Below are 589 nucleotides of genomic sequence, written 5' to 3'. Positions count from 1 at the left end.
AATAGACATGGTTGGCGACGTTCAGGTTGAGTTTGCCGCTCAGAGGGGCAGTGTCGAAGCTGGTGCCTTGGCCGATGTTGACGGTACCGTCGGCACGGCCGTAATTGGTTTGGAGGTCGAGGTTGCTGTTGACGGTGGGCGAACCGAGTCGGCCGCCGATGGTGGCGGTCGCGTTCAGACGGCCTGCAATGCCTTGGGCTGTCGCCGGCATAAAGGATTTGAGCGAGCCTAAATCGGGAACGCTGATATTGACTTTGCCGCTGACGGGGGCGTTGTTGATGTTGTTGCCGAACTGTTGGGCGATGCCGAGCGTGCCGTCAACTTTGCCGAAGCGGGTGTTGCCTTCCAGCGTGCTGTCGATGCGGCCGTTTTGGAAACGGGTGCGCAGGGCGAGCGCGGAAAGTCCCAAAGGCTGTTTGTTTTTCGGGTCTTTGCCCAGCAGGATGATGTCACCGCTTTGTCGGCTGATGTTGAGGAAGCCGCGCGCGTTTTGACTGTATGCCAAATCCCAGTCGCCGCCCAAGACGAGGTTGTGTTCGATGGGCGGGGTGTAGAAGTTGTGCAACTCGGTAATGTGCAGATTTTGCGC

Annotated in this window: 1 pseudogene; it reads right to left on the bottom strand. The window is 58.6% G+C overall.

From position 1 onward, the window contains the following. Positions 1-589: pseudogene (locus tag ACTHUR_RS16170) on the bottom strand (translocation/assembly module TamB domain-containing protein); the annotation flags it as partial.

This window comes from Neisseria sp. P0021.S007, assembly GCF_051956855.1.
Note: the sequence above shows the minus strand (reverse complement) of the source record. Positions and strands in the feature narration are given on the sequence as shown.